This window comes from Chitinophagales bacterium (genome assembly GCA_017303835.1).
GTDB lineage: Bacteria > Bacteroidota > Bacteroidia > Chitinophagales > Chitinophagaceae > JAFLBI01.
In genome coordinates this window covers 1,968,907-1,986,732 of the sequence record JAFLBI010000001.1, presented here as the reverse complement: position 1 = coordinate 1,986,732, position 17,826 = coordinate 1,968,907, and the positions used below count along the sequence as shown (strand labels likewise).

General features: G+C 42.8%; 16 protein-coding genes. 9 read left to right on the top strand and 7 right to left on the bottom strand.

The window, feature by feature from the left end; all coding sequences use genetic code 11:
• Positions 1 to 12 precede the first annotated feature (12 nt).
• The 7 genes from J0L83_08985 (at position 13) to J0L83_08955 (ending at position 6,846) form a co-directional block, all read left to right on the top strand.
• Positions 13 to 1,191 carry a SusE domain-containing protein gene (locus J0L83_08985; protein ID MBN8664695.1) on the top strand — a complete coding sequence of 393 codons (1,179 nt, stop codon included), beginning with the start codon at positions 13 to 15 and terminating at the stop codon, positions 1,189 to 1,191.
• Between the two features lie 107 nt (positions 1,192 to 1,298).
• Positions 1,299 to 2,174 (top strand): YicC family protein, encoded by an 876-nt coding sequence (locus J0L83_08980; GenBank protein ID MBN8664694.1) that lies wholly within the window; start codon positions 1,299 to 1,301, stop codon positions 2,172 to 2,174.
• A 4-nt stretch (positions 2,175 to 2,178) separates the two neighbouring features.
• Positions 2,179 to 2,646 (top strand): gliding motility lipoprotein GldH, encoded by a 468-nt coding sequence (locus J0L83_08975; GenBank protein ID MBN8664693.1) that lies wholly within the window; start codon positions 2,179 to 2,181, stop codon positions 2,644 to 2,646.
• Positions 2,643 to 3,617 (top strand): two-component sensor histidine kinase, encoded by a 975-nt coding sequence (locus J0L83_08970; GenBank protein MBN8664692.1) that lies wholly within the window; start codon positions 2,643 to 2,645, stop codon positions 3,615 to 3,617. The genes J0L83_08975 and J0L83_08970 overlap by 4 nt, the downstream gene beginning before the upstream one ends.
• Positions 3,614 to 4,318: a response regulator transcription factor gene (locus J0L83_08965; protein ID MBN8664691.1), complete on the top strand. Its 705-nt coding sequence runs from the start codon at positions 3,614 to 3,616 to the stop codon at positions 4,316 to 4,318. The genes J0L83_08970 and J0L83_08965 overlap by 4 nt, the downstream gene beginning before the upstream one ends.
• Positions 4,319 to 4,378: 60 nt before the next feature.
• Positions 4,379 to 5,512, top strand: a complete 1,134-nt coding sequence (locus tag J0L83_08960; GenBank protein MBN8664690.1) for an arginase family protein — start codon at positions 4,379 to 4,381, stop codon at positions 5,510 to 5,512.
• Positions 5,513 to 5,535: 23 nt separating this feature from the next.
• Positions 5,536 to 6,846 carry a D-alanyl-D-alanine carboxypeptidase gene (locus J0L83_08955; GenBank protein MBN8664689.1) on the top strand — a complete coding sequence of 437 codons (1,311 nt, stop codon included), beginning with the start codon at positions 5,536 to 5,538 and terminating at the stop codon, positions 6,844 to 6,846.
• Here the strand turns inward: J0L83_08955 and mutL are convergent, their stop codons facing one another.
• Positions 6,847 to 8,685 (bottom strand): DNA mismatch repair endonuclease MutL, encoded by a 1,839-nt coding sequence (gene mutL, locus J0L83_08950; protein ID MBN8664688.1) that lies wholly within the window; start codon positions 8,683 to 8,685, stop codon positions 6,847 to 6,849.
• Between the two features lie 97 nt (positions 8,686 to 8,782).
• Here mutL and J0L83_08945 point away from each other — a divergent pair, with 97 nt between their 5' ends.
• Entirely contained in the window at positions 8,783 to 9,355 is a 573-nt protein-coding gene (locus J0L83_08945) for a hypothetical protein (GenBank protein MBN8664687.1), read from the top strand.
• 84 nt (positions 9,356 to 9,439) lie between these two features.
• Positions 9,440 to 11,158, top strand: a complete 1,719-nt coding sequence (locus tag J0L83_08940) for a M3 family oligoendopeptidase (protein MBN8664686.1) — start codon at positions 9,440 to 9,442, stop codon at positions 11,156 to 11,158.
• A 33-nt stretch (positions 11,159 to 11,191) separates the two neighbouring features.
• Here the strand turns inward: J0L83_08940 and J0L83_08935 are convergent, their stop codons facing one another.
• The 6 genes from J0L83_08935 to J0L83_08910 all read right to left on the bottom strand — a co-directional run bounded on the left by J0L83_08935 (position 11,192) and on the right by J0L83_08910 (position 17,803).
• Positions 11,192 to 12,547, bottom strand: coding sequence for a hypothetical protein (locus tag J0L83_08935; GenBank protein MBN8664685.1), 1,356 nt, complete (start codon positions 12,545 to 12,547; stop codon positions 11,192 to 11,194).
• Between the two features lie 215 nt (positions 12,548 to 12,762).
• Positions 12,763 to 13,980: a hypothetical protein gene (locus J0L83_08930; GenBank protein ID MBN8664684.1), complete on the bottom strand. Its 1,218-nt coding sequence runs from the start codon at positions 13,978 to 13,980 to the stop codon at positions 12,763 to 12,765.
• Positions 13,981 to 14,207: 227 nt separating this feature from the next.
• Positions 14,208 to 14,987 (bottom strand): DUF3473 domain-containing protein, encoded by a 780-nt coding sequence (locus J0L83_08925; protein MBN8664683.1) that lies wholly within the window; start codon positions 14,985 to 14,987, stop codon positions 14,208 to 14,210.
• Positions 14,984 to 15,907, bottom strand: a complete 924-nt coding sequence (locus J0L83_08920; GenBank protein ID MBN8664682.1) for a glycosyltransferase family 2 protein — start codon at positions 15,905 to 15,907, stop codon at positions 14,984 to 14,986. Before J0L83_08920 ends, J0L83_08925 begins: the two co-directional genes overlap by 4 nt.
• Positions 15,900 to 17,075, bottom strand: a complete 1,176-nt coding sequence (locus tag J0L83_08915) for a DUF2029 domain-containing protein (GenBank protein ID MBN8664681.1) — start codon at positions 17,073 to 17,075, stop codon at positions 15,900 to 15,902. The genes J0L83_08920 and J0L83_08915 overlap by 8 nt, the downstream gene beginning before the upstream one ends.
• A 185-nt stretch (positions 17,076 to 17,260) precedes the next feature.
• Positions 17,261 to 17,803: a glutathione peroxidase gene (locus J0L83_08910; protein MBN8664680.1), complete on the bottom strand. Its 543-nt coding sequence runs from the start codon at positions 17,801 to 17,803 to the stop codon at positions 17,261 to 17,263.
• Between the last annotated feature and the right edge of the window lie 23 nt (positions 17,804 to 17,826).

Genomic DNA, 17,826 nt, shown 5'->3' with positions numbered 1-17,826 from the left:
AAACTATTTGATATGAAACACATTCAAAAATTATGGTTTTTCCTGCTGGCTGCCGGAATGCTCTTTACAGCTTGTGAGAAAAACATCGAAGGCGGTGGCGAGATTGCTGTCTTCAGTAATGGTAAGCAGCCAGTGATCTCAGCTTCAGCTGCTACAATTGCTCCTGCCGCTGCAGATTCCAACAACGTTGCATTAACGTTGAGCTGGACTAACCCTGAGTATTCTATTGACTCAAGTACGGTGAAGTATGTTGTTGAGATCGATTCTACCAATCGTAACTTCTCAAAATCAGTTACCCGTACAGTAACTGGTACACGCAGACTGAGTATGTTGGCAAAAGAACTGAACAGCATCCTGCTGGGCTTTGGTTTTGCTTTCAATACGGCATACGATATTGATGTGCGTGTGATCTCATCTTTCCCAAACAACAACGAGCGTCTGGTATCTAATACACTGAAGCTGCGTGTTACACCATATAAGATTCCGCCTAAAGTGGCTTTGCCAACTTCTGGCCGTCTCTTCCTGGTAGGTGATGCATCTGATGGTGGCTGGAACAACCCTGTTCCAGTGCCTTCACAGGAGTTCAGCAGATTGGATGAAACCACATTTGCTGGAGTATTTAACCTGAAGCCAGGTAGCTACCTGATGTTACCTATCAATGGTAGCTGGGACCAGAAATATGCATTAACCAATAACAGTGTTCCTGGTATTGCTAACGGTGGCAACTTCGTTTACTACGCTCCAGGTGTTGGTGGTGGTGATAATTTCCCCAGCCCAGCAGCTGCTCCAGGTCTGTATAAGATCGTTGTAGATTTTCAGGCTGGTAAGTTCACTGTAACACCATTTACCCAGCAGCATGGTTTGCCTAGCAGTCTCTTCCTGGTAGGTGGTGCTACACCTGGTGGCTGGAGCAATCCTGTTCCTGTGCCATCACAGCAATTTACCCGCGTTACAGCTACCCGCTTTGAAATTGCATCTATCGCATTAACTGCCGGTGAGAAATACCTCTTCCTGCCTGAGAATGGTAACTGGGGTAAGAAATACGGTGCAGTGAATGGTAGTGCAGCCAATATTGGTTTGGGCGGTCCATTGAAACCAGAAGGAGAAGATATGCCTGCTCCATCAACTAGCGGCAACTATAAGATTGTCGTAGAGCTGGCCAACAATACTTACACACTAACCAGGTTGTAAGATTCGGATTTTCACAGTTTTACTGCTGCTGCCCCGTTCATACGGGGCAGCTTTGTTTTAGGGAGCTTCCCGCATTTTCATTTACTTTTACTGCCTAAGAATTATTTATGCTCTACTCCATGACTGGCTATGGCCGCAGTGAACAATCTATTGGCGATAAGGTATTGCTGGTGGAACTTCGTTCACTCAACGGCAAACAGTTTGATTTGCGACTCAATATACCCGCACAGCTCAAGCCTTTTGAATTCGATATCAGACAGATGCTGAGCGAATCATTGGAAAGGGGTAGCGTGGAATGTATTGCTACCATCAAGAACAATGGCGCATCCAAACCAGTGGCTATTAATACCGACTTACTGAAATCTTATTATACTTCAGTGAAGCAGGTGGCTGAAGAAATGCAGGCCGATGATAGCCAGCTCCTCGCTGCTATCCTTCGTTTACCGGAAGTGGTTACTAACCAGTCTGAGTTACTCAATGATGAGGAATGGGCTGCGGCTCAGCGTGTGTTTCAGGATGCTATCACACAAATCAATACACACAGAACAGAAGAAGGCAAAGTATTGGAAGCCGATTTGTTGGATCGTGTGCAACAGATTGAGCAATTGCAAGCTGAAATAGCCACTTTAGAACCCTTGCGCAGAGAAAAGATTCGTGAGGGATTGAAGAAAACTTTGGAAGAGAATGTAGGTAAGGAAAACTATGATCCCAACAGACTGGAACAAGAACTGATTTACTATATCGAAAAAATTGATATCAGTGAAGAGCAAGTTCGCTTGAAGAATCACTGCGATTATTTCCGCGAAGTGCTGAAAGGCAAGGAGCGTAGCAAGGGTAAAAAACTGTCTTTCGTTTTACAAGAATTCGGCAGGGAAATCAATACTACCGGCTCAAAAGCTTATGATGCCACTATTCAGAAATGCGTAATTCTGATGAAGGATGAATTGGAAAAAGCGAAAGAACAAGTCTTGAATATTTTATAAGTATATGCTGCAGAAACTTCTTTTTTCAATATTGATTGGTTTGAGTTTGTACAGCTGTACAGCTATTGAACTGAAAGAACAACAACATTTCTTTCCGGATCATCAATGGAGCAGCAAAGATTCGCTGGAGTTCAAATTTGATGTGCAGGATACCACAGTGTCTTATAGAATCTATCTCGTTCTCAGACATGAAGATGCCTATGGCTATAACAATATCTGGGTGAATATCGGAACCCAAACGCCTGTAGAAGCCATGAAATATCAATTGTTGGATTTGAAATTGGCTGATCCTGCTAAAGGATGGCTGGGCACGGGCATGGACGATATTTATGATCACCGCATCAGCTTAACACCCAAACCCATCCGCCTGCGTAAGGGCCAGTATATATTTCGTTTGAAACAGGCTATGCGCGAAGACCCATTGCAGTATGTATTGAATGCGGGTATTCGTGTTGAAAAAGCAACGGAATGACAATCTTTCCTAAAAGCAAACTCAGGCTGGTAACAGTAGTCTATTGGTTCTTACTGTTATATATTATTGCTGCGCTGATCTGGTGGTTTATTGCACTGGAAAGGCAAAACAGACGTATTACAGAAATTAGAATTGATGCAGCTGAAAAGCAGCATGATATCAAAGCCATGCTGGATGCGATTGCTGAGGGTAATAGGAAAACAGCGCAGTATATTGGTGAAGGTGTAACATTCTTAGCCCTGATCATGGTAGGTGCAGTGTTTGTTTATCGTGCTGTTCGGAGACAAATTCGTTTGGCTGCCCAGCAACAGAATTTCATGATGGCGATAACGCATGAATTGAAAACACCTATTGCTGTTACCAAACTCAATCTGGAAACCCTGCAGAAAAGAAAACTAGATGAGGCCAGACAGCAAAAGCTGATCACCAATACACTTCAGGAAGCTGGTCGTCTCGATAATCTTTGTAACAATATTTTGCTGGCATCAAGATTAGAGGGAGATGATGCTTTATCTATGACTGCCCATGAAGTAAACCTGAGTGAGGTAGCCATCAACTGTGTGCAGGAAGCAAGAATACACTACAGTGCCCGAACCATTGAGTCTGATATTGAAGATGGGATATACATTTTTGCAGATGAGTTAATGATGCAATTGCTGATCAATAACCTGATTGATAATGCAATCAAGTACTCACCCAAAGACAAACCTGTATCGCTTAAGCTGGAACAACGTCAGGGTAAAGCCAGCCTCATGGTCACAGATTATGGCAAAGGCATTCCTGATGCAGACAAAAAACGCATTTTCGAAAAATTCTACCGCTCTGGCGATGAAAATACCCGAACTACCAAGGGTACGGGCCTGGGCTTGTATCTCTGCAGTAAAATTGTACATCATTTCGGGGCAAACATTACTGTGACAAACAATTATCCGCAGGGTGCTATTTTTACAACCATATTTACAGCAGTATGAGCAGTGAAAAAGGCAATATTCTGTTGGTGGAAGATGAGGAAAACCTGCATGAAGCCCTCAAACTCAATTTGGAGCTGGAAGGATATACCGTTACCTCCGCTTATGATGGTGCTGCAGCCCTACAGGCTGTTGCCGGCGAATATTTTGACCTCATCATTCTGGATGTGATGCTGCCCGAATTAGATGGTATTAGTGTTACAGAAACCATCCGGGTTAAAAACAGTGAACTGCCTATTCTCATACTCAGTGCAAAAAGCAATAGCTCAGATCGTGTGCTCGGACTGAAAAAAGGTGCGGATGATTACCTCACCAAGCCTTTCAACCTGGAAGAACTTTTGCTGCGCGTAGAAAAACTGATTGATAAGAATAAGAAACTACAGGAAAAAGAGAGTATCGGTGATACTTATCAGTTCGGTAACAATACAATTGATTTCAAAGCACAGGAAGCCATCGGTATCACCGGTGAAACCATTACACTGAGCAAGAAAGAAGCACAGTTACTTAAACTGCTGATTGAAAATAAAGGAGAGGTTGTAACACGTGAGAAGATTCTGCAGATTGTTTGGGGCTATAATGTCTATCCTTCTACCCGTACTATTGATAACTTCATCTTGAGTTTCCGGAAATATTTTGAAACCGATAGCCGCAATCCACGTCATTTCCACTCTGTACGTGGTGTTGGCTATAAGTACACAGATTAAGCTGGTTTGGCACAATAAAAGCAGTGCTTTGAGCGTCTCTGTAGGGAGAAAAATGTCTTCATGTCGCTGCAAACCATTATCGATTTTTTAGATCCTATCAGTATTGCCCATATTAGTTTAGATGAAGCCTATAAGCCTACGCAGATAGGTCAGCACATAATTGTATATGAAGAGGAATTCCCAGATTTACAAGATGCAGACTTGATCCTGATTGGCTGTACAGAAATGCGTGGCGGTGCATCAGAAGTATCACAGTCGAATAGTCCCGATAAAGTACGCTGTGAATTCTACCAACTCTTCCATTGGCACAAGGATGTAAAAGTGGCCGATATTGGGAATATTAAAACCGGTGCAACCTTATTAGATACATACGCTGCACTCCGTGAAGTACTGACTGAATTAATCTTACTCAATAAAAAAGTATTGATTCTTGGCGGCTCACATGATGTAACCATGGCGCAGTATGGTGCCTATGCATCATTGAAGCGTATCATTGAAGTCAGCTGTGTGGATGCGCGCATGGATATGGATACAGACAGCTTGCTGCCTGCGGATAATTTCCTGATGGAGTTATTTACTTCAGAACCCAATTTCCTGCGTCATTATAACCATATCGGTTTTCAGAGTTATTATGTACATCCAGGTATGCTGGAAACCATTGATAAACTGCGCTTCGATTGCTATCGCGTAGGCAAGGTGAAGGAAGATATTCAGGAAATGGAGCCTTGTATTCGCAACAGCCATATGCTCACTTTCGATATTGCGGCGATACAACATGCACATGCACCTGCAAACCGTCTCACGCCCAATGGATTCAATGGAGAAGAAGCTTGTACGCTGATGCAATTTGCAGGTATGAGTAACCACATCAGCACCATTGGTCTGTATGGTTATATAGCAGAATGGGATGAACATGAACTTACAGCCAAGCAATTGGCACACATGATCTGGTACCTGATGGATGGCATCTTCCGCCTCAAACATGAAGCAGATATGGAAGATAAAAGCAGCTTTAACGAATTCACCATGGCATTTGCCGAAGTGGAAACCACATTTATACAAAGTAAAAAGACTGGCCGTTGGTGGATGCGTATGCCCGATGGTGCATATATCGCCAGCAACCAGCGCGATTATATGATTGCCGCCGGCAATGATATTCCGGAAAGATGGCTGCGTGCTATGGAGCGTATGTAAATAGGTTTCTGTACCTTTTCACCATGTTATTTAAGCATCTGTATCGCTGCTTTTTGCTGATTGCAATAGTTGTATTGTTTGCCTGTAACACGACTAAAAAATTACAGCAGACTGCCGATAAAAGCATCTTTAATCAGCCCGAATTAGCCAAAGCACATATTGGTATTAGCTTGTATGATCCTGAAAAAGGCGCATATCTCTACAACTACCAGGGCGATAAATATTTTGTTCCCGCTAGCAATACCAAAATCGTTACCTGTTATGCTGCGATGAAGCATTTAGGTGATAGCATTGTTGGCTTGCAATACATTCCAACAGAAACGGGTATTACTGCAAAGTTCACTGGCGATCCAACTTTATTGCATCCTGATTACAAGAAACATCCCGTTGCGGATTTCATTAAGCAACATGCAGATGAGCTTATCGTCACTTTACCGGAATGGAAGTCAGAGAAGTACGGCAGTGGCTGGGCATGGAATGATTACGATGCAGCTTATATGCCAGAACGATCTGCTGCACCAGTCTATGGCAATGTGGTGCGTTTTAGCAAACGTGGAAATAACTTAATCACGACACCTAAACTATTCAAAGACTCTGTCAGCATCTTTGCTGATTTGCGCAGCGATAATATTCGCATCAATCGCCCACAGGCTTCCAATAGTTTTCAAGTAGAAAAGGGTAGTAGCCGTTTTACCAGTACAGATATACCATTTGTAACCAACGACGCTTTGTCAGTAGCATTGCTGGAAGACAGTTTGGGTAAGACTATTCAGTTTTTGGATTCAGAAAGTATTGCAGACACTGTTTGGAAGAAAGTCTACTCACAACATACAGATTCTTTACTCAAACCCATGATGCACAGAAGCGATAATTTCTATGCAGAACAAACCTTGTTGATGATTAGTCAGCAGATGCTGGGTTATATGAGCGACAATAAAGTGATTGATAGTTTATTGAAAACAGATTTCGCCAATCTGCCACAAGCACCCCGCTGGGCAGATGGTAGCGGACTCAGCAGATACAATCTCTTTACACCGCAAGACTTTGTACAGATACTTGCTAAGATGAAACAGGATTTCAGCTGGAAGCGTATCAGTTCAATCTTCCCAACAGGTGGCAGTGGTACTTTGAGCGGCTATTATAAAGACTTAAATGGGAAACTGTATGCGAAGACTGGTACTTTAAGCGGACAAGTAGCTTTAAGCGGGTTCTTAGAAACAGCTAAGGGAAAACATTTGATCTTCTCTGTACTCGTGAATAACCACCAAACATCTGCTACAATAGTAAGACGTGCGGTAGAGCAGTTTCTATTACAGGTGTATCAAACGCAGTAATTATTTGCGGAACATATTATCCAGATAATCTTCCTTATACTCCAGGTATGTTGGGCTGCCACTAGGCGTGATATTCGGTGTTTGACATTGCAATAAATCTTCCACCAATTGCAACATTTCTTGTTGGCTTAGGCTTTGTCCGGCTTTAATGGCTTGTTGCCGCGCCATACAGCGAATCAATTGCTCACGTTTACTGAATTTCACATCACTGCTGAAATGCTTGTATTGTTCTAGCAATAGTTCAATCGAATGTTTCTCATTGCCTGCCAAAATATCTGCTGGTGTACCATGAATAATGAAACTGTCCTTACCAAAGTATTCAATTTGATATCCAAGGCTATTGACTTCCGGCAATAAATCTTCCAGTAAAACCGCATCAGGTGTGCTTAATTCCAGCGTAACAGGAAACAGGGTTTTCTGTGTAGGCATAAGCTGCTGATGTGCAGTTCCATAGCGTTCGTATAAAATACGTTCATGTGCCAATTGCTGATGAACCAACACAAATCCATTCATCGCTGAGGCAATGATATAGGTATTATGCAATTGTAATAAGGGCGCATCCTGCTTTAAGGCAATGGATTGCTTTTTGGTTTTGCCATACAACAAATCTTCCGTTGAACTTTGTTGCCATTGTTCTTCAGGTTGTTTGAATTGGTCCAGCATAGAACTCCAATGGCCCAATCCTTTTTCTCTGCTGGGTGCAATTTTATGCGCCTGATTTTTTTGCGTAAAGGTTTGATACAAGTCTGAGCTAGAAGCCTGTGACTGCGCAGTTTCTGTAAATGGTTTACTAACTGCATCCAATTGCTGAATATCAGCATTCAGCGAAAAATCTAAAGAAGGCGCAACAGAAAATTGTGCCAATGCATGTTTCACGGCTGCTTGTACAAACGCATAGACAATCTTCTCATCCTCAAACTTGATTTCCTGTTTGGTTGGATGTACATTGATGTCCACCTGTGCAGGATCTAACTCAATAAATAATACATAAGTTGGAAAACTGTCTTTGGCAATCAAACCTTCAAAAGCGCTGTTTACTGCATGGTTGAGATAAGCGCTTCGGATGAAACGGTTGTTCACGAAGAAATACTGTTCACCCCTGGTTTTGCGAGCCGTATCGGGCTTGCCCACAAAACCCTGAATATTCATATAATCTGTTTGCTCAGCAACATGTACCAGTTTGGTGTTGTACTGATTGCCGAGCAATTGAAGGATGCGTTGTTTTAAACTACCGCTTTCCAGATAATAAACTTGTTGGCCGTTTGCAGTAAGCGAAAAGATAATCTTCGGAAAAGCCATCGCCACGCGAATGAATTCATCCATGATATGGCGCATCTCAGCTGCATTACTTTTCAGAAAATTTCTTCTGGCAGGTACATTGAAGAACAAGTTCTTCATACTAATGCTGGTACCTGTTGGCGCTGCACAAGGTTCTTGCTTGGTAACCTTACTATTTTCAATTTCCAGATAAGTGCCTAATTGCTCATGCTCCTGTCTGGTTTTCATTTCCACCTGAGCCACCGCCGCAATAGAAGCCAATGCTTCTCCGCGAAAACCCATGGTACGTATATGGAACAAATCTTCAATCGCCCTGATCTTGCTGGTTGCATGGCGTTCAAATGCCATACGTGCATCCGTCATACTCATGCCCTTGCCATTATCTATCACCTGTACCAATGCCTTACCCGCATCTGCAACAATGAGTTTAATTTCTGTAGCACCTGCATCAATGGCATTTTCCAGTAATTCCTTCACTGCACTGGCAGGTCTTTGAATCACTTCACCAGCGGCTATCTGGTTGGCTAAATTGTCAGGTAATAGTTGAATAATATCCGGCACGCTTGTTCTGCTTAAAGGGCGTAAAAATAGGCAGTTCCTTGTACAAGTAAACCAAGACTTGCCTTAATCCGTACCTTTATGCAAACAATAACCTCCAATGAAGCGAATCCTATTGTATTTACCCCTCTTTCTGCTGGCTGCATGTACGAAAGAGGACTTATTTAAGAACGATTTGAAGGGTGTGTGGGTGAGTTATACCATCCAGAAAGGGGCACAAAGCTCCGATCAGGCCAAAACACAGCCCGTTACACTTGATTCATTGCGGTTTATAGTGCAATTCGATAATTCGGCTAAATACACTACTGCCAGTCCTTCTAACCAATCGGATATCAACAAACTCTATGGTTTCTCTGACAATAATAAGCAGCACCATGAGTTTAGTGCGCGCATTGGCTGGCGTTGGTACAATAACCAACTTGAGCTCTTAGGCTATAACTACAACAATTCTGTGAATGATTGGCGTTTTATCACTGCTGTACCTTTGAATGCGGAAATTCCTTGCTCTATCAAGGTTTCCGGTAATCAGTATATCTTCAATGTGAATGGGGTAACCGTTAGCATGCCCAGGGCAGCTACCACAACCAAAGCAGAGGGATATAAACTCTTTCCCTTCTTTGGTGGCACTGAAAATGCTCCCCAGCTGATCACCATCAAGATTAAAGAACTGTAAATATTGACCAGCCCTTCTGAAGAAGGGCTTTTTCTTGCCCAGTCCTCGCTAACAGCGCGTATTTTTGCGCTTCAAATTCGTACTATGGAACTCAGTGCTGCAATTGAAAAACTGCCCCGCCATTTCTTGCCGAAAGATTTTACTGTTACTACTTGGGAAGCTTTGGAACCCTGGTTTAAAAACCTGTTGGAGCGTCCTATCAGTAGTGTAGATGAATTAGAGCAATGGCTGCGCGATATGAGTGAGCTGGAAGCTGTGGTGAGTGAGGATGCCTGCTGGCGTCAAATCCGCATGACTTGCGATACTACTGATAAAGCTCTGGAAGAAGCATTTAATTTCTTCTTCATGGAAATTCAGCCTAAGCTGCAACCTTATGCCGATGCGCTGAACAAAAAGCTGATAGCTTCACCCTATACCGCTGAATTGCCGCAGGATAAATATTTCACCTACTTACGTAACGTGAAGAAGAATATTGAACTCTATCGTGAGGCTAATATTCCATTGCAGGCCGAATTGAATGTAATGCAGCAGCAATATGGTGCCATTGCGGGTAAGATGACAATTGAGGTAAACGGACAAGAGTATACTTTACAACAAGCAGGTAAGTTTTTAGAGAGTCATGACCGAAACCTGCGCGAAACAGTCTATCGCAAAATTCAGGAACGCAGACTGCAGGATAAAGACGCCATGCACCAACTCTATTCTCAGCTCATTGAGAAAAGACATCAAGTGGCAGTGAACGCAGGCTTTGCAAACTATCGAGATTACAAGTTTGCAGAAATGGGTCGCTTCGATTATACCAAGGAAGATTGCTTCCAGTTTCACGAAGCAGTAAAACTGCATGTGCTTCCACTGATTGAAAAAATTTATCAGAAGAAAAAAGCCAAGCTTGGCCTTGATACACTGCGTCCTTGGGATACAGAAGCTGAGCCTGAAGGCATTCAGCCACTCAAGCCTTTTACAGATGGTAAAGATTTGCTGAATAAATCCATCACCTGCTTCGAATCATTGCATCCATTCTTCGCCAATTGCCTTCGCAAGATGGATGAACTCAAACATTTTGATTTGGAAAGCCGCAAAGGCAAAGCCCCCGGCGGTTACAACTGTCCACTTGCTGAAAGTGGTGCGCCATTCATTTTCATGAATGCAGCGGGACAAATGAGTGATGTTACCACCATGGTACACGAAGGTGGTCATGCCATTCATTCTTTCTTATCGCATAACCTGGAATTGAGTGCTTTCAAAGAGTACCCAACTGAGATTGCAGAAGTTGCCAGTATGGCGATGGAATTGTTTAGCATGAATCATTGGCAGGCTTTCTTCAATAATGAAGCAGATTTGCAACGTGCCAAAGAACATCAGTTAGAGCGCACCATCACCATCTTCCCATGGATTGCCATCATCGATAAATTCCAGCATTGGGCATATGAACATCCTACACATACTGTTGAAGAAAGAACGGCAGCTTGGATGGGCATCCTAAATGAGTTTTCTACCAATAGTATTGATTACACCGGCTTAGAAGCTTTCCGAGAAATAGGCTGGCAGCGTCAGTTGCATTTGTTTGAAGTGCCATTCTATTATATCGAATATGGTATTGCACAATTGGGTGCAATTGGTTTGTGGATGCAGTATCAACAAAATCCTGATCAAGCCATTCAAAACTATGTGCAAGCTTTATCATTAGGTGGTACGAAAACATTACCTGAACTGTATGCCGCTGCAGGTGTGGAATTCAATCTCTCTCCAGACTATATCAAAACATTGATGGAGTTTACCGCAGCAGAAATGGAGAAACTATAAAATGAAAATCCCCGCTATTTAGCGGGGATTGTTTTATGCTTTCGGTTCGTTTGGTCTTTGTGGGCCACGATTACCGCCTGGTCTATTACCTTGTTGTGGTGGTCTTTGCTGTGGCGGTCTGTTAGGTCCGCCTTGTTGTGGCTTATTGCTAGGTTGTTGCGGACGTTGTGGTTGATTAGGCCTTTGCTGTTGTGGTCCGCGAGGAGCTTGTCCGCCACCTTGTTGCGGCGGTCTGTTGTCTGGTCTGCGATCACCACCACCACTGCGTTGTTCACGATCACGGTCGCGGCGCTTTTTGCTATTGCGTTCCAAACTGCGTAAGCTGATTTGTCCTACCACATCTACAAAAGCAGGTTCTGCTTCACGTGGTTTGCTGCTCACCACTTCTACAGGTTGTAATTCTTCAGGTCTGATGCCTTGCGCATTCAAACGCTTGATTTCTTTCACACGCTGAATGGTGAGTGGGTATTGCTTATTGCTATCAGGCAACACATACCACATCAAGTTCTTGAAAATATCTTTCTTGATCAGGTTGGCGCGGCCACGGGCTGTTTCAATATAGTCTGCATTATCCGGGAAATGTTGCAAAGCATCCAGATATGTGTCCAGCTCGTAATTCAAACAACATTTCAAACGGCCACATTGTCCGCTCAACTTAGTTTGGTTAATGCTCAGGTTCTGATAACGCGCAGCCGTAGTGTTTACACTCTTGAAATCATGTAACCAGGTACTGCAACAGAGTTCACGTCCGCAAGAGCCAATACCGCCTACTTTGGCAGCTTCCTGGCGGATACCGATCTGACGCATTTCCACCTTCACTTTAAAGTCGGATGCGTATTGCTTAATCAGTTCACGAAAATCCACACGATCATCAGCGGTATAGAAGAAAGTAGCTTTTTTGCCATCGGCCTGCAATTCCACTTCGCTGAGTTTCATCTGTAGGTTCAGGCTGCGGGCAATTGCGCGACTGCGTGCCAGCATTTCCTTTTCACGACCTTTTGATGTGCGATAAATTTCAATATCTCTCTCAGAAGCTTTGCGCAGGATTTTCTTCATCTCAGGATTGAACTCATCTACACCCCGCTTTTTCAATTGCAGGCGCACCAGTTCGCCACTCAGGCTCACTTCACCCACATCAAAACCACCCGCACCTTCTACGGTAACGAGCTCGCCTTTTTCAAAATATTGTAAAGTTGGATTGCGATAGAATTCCTTCCTGCTGCCCTGGTTAAAACTAATCTCTACTACTTTGCAGGAACTTTCGGGGTCGCTGAAAGGCAGGTTCATTAGCCAGTCATGCACATTCAAGCGGTTACAACCGCCCGTGCTGCAACCTCCGTTGCTTTTACATCCATTGGGTTTCCCCGTTCCACAAGATCCACAGCCCATATTATCAGGTTACAATGGTTAAAGTTATAGGGCAGGTGGTGGTACCGGCTTTTGAATAGCCATCATCTGTTGTTGTGTCACTCACTGCACCGTTCGGTACAAAGCCCGGCAGGCAATCGAGAGATATATGATGTAACGAGGATGATTCGCTTTCTGCCACACAGTTGCCTGTGTTGTTCCAAACGCACCTTGCCATTTTGCCGGCCAAACCGGCGTCACTGAGCCAAAATTAAGGTTTTGTGTTGAATGATGTGGTAAAGCCGGATGGTCAGGGCCTGAAACAGCATTTTGGCGTTGGCATTGCGTTCCACGTAGTAAGCGGCTTTGTCCAGTGCCGTGGCCATGGCTTCTTGTTGGCTTACAGAGGCAATTTTATTGATACGTTGGGCAAAATCCTTCTCATGATCAGCCATTTGCACCCTTTCTGGTCCCATGATACGGATGCGAATGCTCTGTTCAATCAGGTGCACAAAATATTTAAGGAACTGCTTTTGCTTTTCCCTGCCCAGCTTGCTGATTTCCTCGGTAAACTTGATCTGAGCTACGGGGCCATTGCGCAAAGTGGCATTCAGCCATTCGCGTAGCAGACTCTGCCAGTCTTCCTCAGCATGCTGCATCAATTGTAGGGCTTCGCGATAATTGCCATCAGCTATGGCAGCAATTTGGCTAGCTCTGGCCGGCTCAACTTGTGCTCGTGCAACCAGTGCGCCGGCAATGACATCTTGCTCCAAGGCAGGTACTTTCACCAATTGGCATCTACTCAAAATCGTAGGCAATATCTGTTCTTCGTTTTCTGCTACCAGAATAAATAAGGTGTTTGCCGGTGGTTCTTCGATCAATTTCAAGAGCTTATTGCCTTCTTTGCCCAAGTATTCGGGCATCCACATCACCAAAACCTTGTAAGCACTTTCGAAGCTCTTCAGGTTGAGTTTGCGGATGATATCGTTACACTCTTCAGCGGTGATATTACCCTGTCTGTTCTCTGCACCAATGAATTGCAGCCAATCGTACACATTGCCATAAGGGTAGAGTTTAATGAACTCTCTCCACTCACTTAGATAATCTGCACTGGTAGGTTTATCGCCCGGCTTCTTCGTAACTACGGGATAGGAAAAATGTAAATCGGGGTGAATGAGTTGTGTTGCCCTCAGGTAAGCAGGCAGTTCTGCAATCTGATCTGGTAAGAGTACCGTATCTGTTGTAGGCTCTTCTGTTTCAATAGCAGAAAAACCACCAAACAAATCAGCGGCCATCACTTTCTCTTTAACAGCGGGCAGACTTACCACATATTGAGCAAAAGCCAGCGCCAGGGGCAGGGTGCCATTACCTTCCTTACCCAAAAAGAGCAAGGCATGGCTTAGGCGATTGTGCTGCACCATTTCGGTGAGGTGTTGCTTTACTTCCTCATGGCCTATGACTTCGCTGAAAAGCATGGCGACGAAGTTAAAGGCTGCAATATTTTCTGCTGATTTTTTTTAGCACAGTTGTGCGCTGCTTCTTGGGTAAAGGATATCGGAATAAAAACAGGTATTACAGTTGTGTAATCACGGCTTCATGCGCTGCGTCTTCTCTGCATGCATACAAGCAATACACCAGGTAGATGGCTAATAAGATTGCGATCATCTCTTTTTTTTCTGAGATAGAAGTTCCGCCAAAAGGTTTAATGCGCAGAAAAATTATGATGAACGTAATCCTGCATGGTCATGAATACGGCTTCCTTTTCAAGTAGTTCTATCAGCTTGTATAGTCTTTCAAGTAACAAACCTGAACAATGGCGTATTGTATAAGTGGGTAAACCCAGATTACGGACATCGGTAAACTCCCAAGGGTGGTAGTAGAGGCTCAGATAGCCATCTTTACGTAGTGTTTGAACAGCCAGTTTTTGGTAAAAGGCAAAAGGAAAGTTTTTAAAGCTCAGCCAGAATAAGGGTAGTCTTAAGAAAGGACTTACAGATGCAGGAACACGCAAAAGTCCCTGATCCTGGAAGATGGTTCTTGGTAAATGCAGGTTATTATACCTGCCTGGCAACCAAGTAGGGTGAATAGATGCATCATATTGATAGCCTGCATCAATCATGTCTTGAACGGGTACCTGCTTCATGCGCGGCATTCTCAGTCCGGTTACTGGTTTGCCGGTGATAGCTTCCAGTCGATGCTTAGAAGCAGCTAAGTCTGCAGTTTCAAATTTGCTATGATAATAGGTATGCGAAGCAATCTCATGCTGTACCGATAAAGCTTGGATACTTTCCGGATAATGATCTGCAAAGTTTGCTGTGGTGAAAAGTGTAGTGGTAATATTGGGTTTTTGTAAAATTGGTTGTAAAGCATCCAATCCTTTTTTACCCAATTCCATTTGAAGCGTTAAAGGAATATTGTTGCCGTATTCTATCGGCATATCAAATTCTTCTACATCAAAACTCAGTAAAACAACAGGCCTCATATGTTTGTCTCTTTCACAATATAGTGTGGTCTGTTTTTAATCTGCAGGAAAACCTTAGAGAGGTATACGCCTATCAATCCCAAAATCATCAGGTTTAATCCACCAAAAAACACAATACTTGCCAGTACAGAGGTCCAGCCTTCAACTACATGCCCATGATACATGGAATACAGGATATAAGGTATGTATAAAATAGAAAGGCATGCAAAGAATACACCAGCATAAGCAGCAAAATACAAAGGTCTTGTGCTAAAAGAAGTAAACCCTTTCAGGCCAAAGCTCACCATGCGTTGGAAGGTGTATTTGGTTTCTCCGAATCTTCTAGGGCTGGGTGTGTATTCAATTGAAATCTGTTTAAATCCGATCCATTTAATAATGCCTCTGTAGAAAAGATCAAACTCATCAAACATACGGAGTTGCTCCAGCGCTTTACCAGACACCAACCTGAAATCAGCTGAGCCTTCTTCAACATGTATATCCGATATGCTGCTCAGTAATCGGTAAAATTGTTTAGATAATTTCCTTTTCAGATAGCCCTCGTGTTGTTGTTCCTTTCTTTTGGTTCTTACAATATCATATCCTTGTTCATAGCAGGCGAGCATTTCATTGATCAGATGGGGCGGATGTTGTAAATCGCAATCCATCATAATAACAATACTGGTATCTGCATGATCCAACCCGGCTTTGATGGCATTCTGATGACCGAAGTTTCTGGATAAACTAATGTATCGAACCCTGGTGTCGTTGTTTGCAAGCGATTTGATTTTCTCCAGGGTATCATCTGTACTGCCGTCATTCACAAAAAGAATATGGAAGTCATAGTTTGTTTCGGTAAGTGCATTACAGATCTCTTCATAAATCGGGAATATATTTCCTGATTCATTATGCGCTGGTAATATCAGGTATAAAGACTTATCCATAAGCTTTAGTACGATGATTTGTAGTAATCAACTGCCAGCTGATTATCAGCCAGGCAATCATACAGGGCAACGCTTTTAGCGAATATTTGATGACATAGTTTTCTCTGATATATCTGGGGAACAGATCTGTTGGTGAGAAAACAGTCAGAATTAATAGTAGGAAAAGCAACAAGTATATATGTAATGGCGGAGTAGGACCTTGTAACACATACCAGATAGCAAAACCTGTTACAGCAATCACATAGGTGGGTGATTCTGCTGATGAGCTGAATATCACCAGACCTATCAGTAGTTGTGCCAGATATGTTAACTGAAAGCTCGTTTCGGCATGCTGTGAAAATCGCAGGAGGGGTATTAAGCTTAGTATAGCAGCAGGTATGAGAAAATACCAATTGGGCAAAGTATAAAGTCCACTCACCCTTCTTACAAACCCCATGAATGAAATATCCTGCATACCTGTGAAGAGATATGTGCTCAGGTTTTCTTCATTTTTTTCTACCAGAGAGTTATACCAGTCTACATAAGACTGAACTATAAATTCAGGATCGGCTAAAATCATGGGTGCTACAAAAAATACCACACTCCACATTAAACTGTAGGTGATGAACTTTTTATAGTCATTACTAAAGAAGATGAAGGCAAATCCAACAATGCCATAGATTTTTACAAGCATACCGGCAACAATAAATGCAGTTGCAAGCAGTGTATGATTTCGTTTGGTAAAAACATATGCCAATACAATCCATGCAGTAAGCATGGGGTTGAACTGTACATTTTGAATAGCTGTTAATGCTTCAATTAGTGCAATGAGTAAGATGGCGTTTTTACTCCATGTGCTAAGTGGTAGCTGATGGATTGCAAAAAACAGAATAGCAATGTTTGCCATTATCCATAGGAAAACGCCCACTGGAACAGGTAGTATGGCAAAAGGTGCGATGATTAAAGAGAAAAACGGACCGTAATGGTTTTTGTCGAGATACTCATTTGGGTAAGCCAGGTATAAATTTTTTTGATCAATGGTGTGCCAGAATACCTGTTTGAAAATGAGAAAGTTGTTGTAGAAATCAGCCCCTTGGGTAATACCAATGACTGCGGCAATTGCGGGAACGCAAAACCACAATAGCCTGATATAACCAGGCTTGAGCAGGGTTTTAGTAAAAGCGAGCATTGCAGGGGTTCTGCCACGAAAGTACAAAAAGCAATGGTGATTTTCAATGTTGAGCAATATTGAAAGTGCTATCGATTAGTTGGCAATAGACCTTGATTGCGGATAGATGCGTTTATCTCTGGATGAATTAGTTAATAAAAAAGCCTCTATGAAAGAGGCTTTTTTAATTGAGAATATGGCTCAAATTATTTTAAAAACTTCATGATTTCTTCACTATCGGGAGCGGTTCTGCTTGGGAAATAGGCAATCATTTTACCATTTTCATCTAACAAGAACTTATTAAAATTCCACTTGATGTCAGCATCTAAAACGCCATTCTCGGATTTGTTGCACAACCATTTGTAAATGGGGATAGCTTTGTCACCCTTCACATCTACGCGTGTCGTTAAAGGAAAGGTTACGCCAAAATTCTTTTCGCAGAAGCTGGCGATCTCTTTGTCATCTTGGTATTCCTGTCCGCCAAAATTGTCAGAGGGGAAACCAACAATTACCAGTTTGTCTTTATGCGCTTTGTACAAAGCTTCCAGTGATTTATACTGAGGCGTATAACCGCACATAGAGGCAGTGTTTACGACTAGAATTTTTTTGCCTTTGAATTTTGAAAAGTCGATTTCCTTGCCATCAATGGACTTGATCTTGAAAGCATGGATAGTACCGGGAGGTGCAATGAATGAAAGCATAGCTGCTGCAAATAAGGTGAGGCATGATGCCATAAATACTCTTTTCATATGCCGATTTTTTACAAATAACA

What these genes read in the sequence shown, in the direction of transcription:
- J0L83_08940 (MBN8664686.1), top strand. Translation starts at nt 9,440, where the DNA reads ATGGAACTCAGTGCTGCAATTGAAAAACTGCCCCGCCATTTCTTGCCG.
- J0L83_08935 (MBN8664685.1), bottom strand. Translation starts at nt 12,547, where the DNA reads ATGGGCTGTGGATCTTGTGGAACGGGGAAACCCAATGGATGTAAAAGC.
- J0L83_08930 (MBN8664684.1), bottom strand. Translation starts at nt 13,980, where the DNA reads ATGCTTTTCAGCGAAGTCATAGGCCATGAGGAAGTAAAGCAACACCTC.
- J0L83_08960 (MBN8664690.1), top strand. Translation starts at nt 4,379, where the DNA reads ATGTCGCTGCAAACCATTATCGATTTTTTAGATCCTATCAGTATTGCC.
- J0L83_08955 (MBN8664689.1), top strand. Translation starts at nt 5,536, where the DNA reads ATGTTATTTAAGCATCTGTATCGCTGCTTTTTGCTGATTGCAATAGTT.
- J0L83_08975 (MBN8664693.1), top strand. Translation starts at nt 2,179, where the DNA reads ATGCTGCAGAAACTTCTTTTTTCAATATTGATTGGTTTGAGTTTGTAC.
- J0L83_08945 (MBN8664687.1), top strand. Translation starts at nt 8,783, where the DNA reads ATGAAGCGAATCCTATTGTATTTACCCCTCTTTCTGCTGGCTGCATGT.
- J0L83_08910 (MBN8664680.1), bottom strand. Translation starts at nt 17,803, where the DNA reads ATGAAAAGAGTATTTATGGCATCATGCCTCACCTTATTTGCAGCAGCT.
- J0L83_08970 (MBN8664692.1), top strand. Translation starts at nt 2,643, where the DNA reads ATGACAATCTTTCCTAAAAGCAAACTCAGGCTGGTAACAGTAGTCTAT.
- J0L83_08980 (MBN8664694.1), top strand. Translation starts at nt 1,299, where the DNA reads ATGCTCTACTCCATGACTGGCTATGGCCGCAGTGAACAATCTATTGGC.
- J0L83_08965 (MBN8664691.1), top strand. Translation starts at nt 3,614, where the DNA reads ATGAGCAGTGAAAAAGGCAATATTCTGTTGGTGGAAGATGAGGAAAAC.
- J0L83_08985 (MBN8664695.1), top strand. Translation starts at nt 13, where the DNA reads ATGAAACACATTCAAAAATTATGGTTTTTCCTGCTGGCTGCCGGAATG.
- J0L83_08925 (MBN8664683.1), bottom strand. Translation starts at nt 14,987, where the DNA reads ATGAGGCCTGTTGTTTTACTGAGTTTTGATGTAGAAGAATTTGATATG.
- J0L83_08920 (MBN8664682.1), bottom strand. Translation starts at nt 15,907, where the DNA reads ATGGATAAGTCTTTATACCTGATATTACCAGCGCATAATGAATCAGGA.
- J0L83_08915 (MBN8664681.1), bottom strand. Translation starts at nt 17,075, where the DNA reads ATGCTCGCTTTTACTAAAACCCTGCTCAAGCCTGGTTATATCAGGCTA.